This window comes from Dietzia sp. SLG310A2-38A2 (genome assembly GCF_014145095.1).
In the GTDB taxonomy this organism is placed as follows: domain Bacteria; phylum Actinomycetota; class Actinomycetes; order Mycobacteriales; family Mycobacteriaceae; genus Dietzia.
In genome coordinates this window covers 16,634-17,678 of the sequence record NZ_JAALDX010000417.1, presented here as the reverse complement: position 1 = coordinate 17,678, position 1,045 = coordinate 16,634, and the positions used below count along the sequence as shown (strand labels likewise).

Sequence of the window (1,045 nt, the reverse complement as noted above, 5' to 3'; positions counted from 1 at the left end):
CGGGCCCGGCCGCCCACGATCCCCACTGGATCTCCCGGGCGCCGGGCCCGACGTGTCGGTGGAGGTGGGCAGGGATCCCCCGACGCCGAGGCGTCTAGGGTGGAGCCGATCGGGCCCGCCGGCCGACGTCAACAACTTTCCGACACATCACGAACCCCAACAAGGAGGGTCGCCCCACCATGGCGAACTACACCGCTGCGGACGTCAAGCGTCTGCGTGAGCTCACCGGCTCCGGGATGATGGACTGCAAGAAGGCACTCGAGGAGACCGACGGCGACTTCGACAAGGCCGTCGAGGTCCTGCGAATCAAGGGTGCCAAGGACGTGGGCAAGCGTGCCGAGCGCACCACCGCCGAGGGCCTCGTCGCCGTCAAGGACGGCGTCATGATCGAACTCAACTCCGAGACCGACTTCGTCGCGAAGAGTGCCGAGTTCATCGCGCTGGCCGACAAGATCGTCGACGTCGCCGCCTCCCAGGGCATCGCCGACCTCGACGCGCTCAACGGAGCCGAGCTCGACGGGTCGACGGTCGCCGACGCTGTGGTCTCGTTCTCCGCCAAATCGGGCGAGAAGCTGGTCCTGCGTCGCGTGGGCAAGCTCGACGGCCCCGTCGCCGTCTACCTCCACAAGCGTTCCTCCGACCTCCCGCCGGCAGTCGGCGTCATGGTGGCCTACGAGGGCGAGGGCGAGTCCGCCGAGGCCGCCGCCCGCTCGGCCGCCATGCAGATCGCCGCGCTCAAGGCGCAGTACGTCTCGCGCGACGAGGTGCCCGCCGACATCGTGGCCAAGGAGCGCGAGATCGCCGAGGCCACCGCCCGCGAGGAGGGCAAGCCCGAGCAGGCGCTCGTCAAGATCGTCGAGGGTCGTCTCAACGGTTTCTACAAGGACGTCGTCCTGCTGGACCAGCCGTCCGTCACCGACAGCAAGAAGACCGTCGGCGCGCTCCTCACCGAGGCCGGCGCCACGGTGACGGCCTTCCTCCGTTTCGAGGTCGGCCAGGCCTGATCCGCCCCTGGTATCCGCGGTCGCGGGTACTCCTCCGACGG

At 69.3% G+C, this 1,045-nt stretch carries 1 protein-coding gene; it reads left to right on the top strand.

Translation table 11 applies throughout. From position 1 onward, the window contains the following. Window positions 1–179 precede the first annotated feature (179 nt). Window positions 180–1,004: a translation elongation factor Ts gene (gene tsf, locus G6027_RS14245; protein WP_182637741.1), complete on the top strand. Its 825-nt coding sequence runs from the start codon at window positions 180–182 to the stop codon at window positions 1,002–1,004. Window positions 1,005–1,045 lie beyond the last annotated feature (41 nt).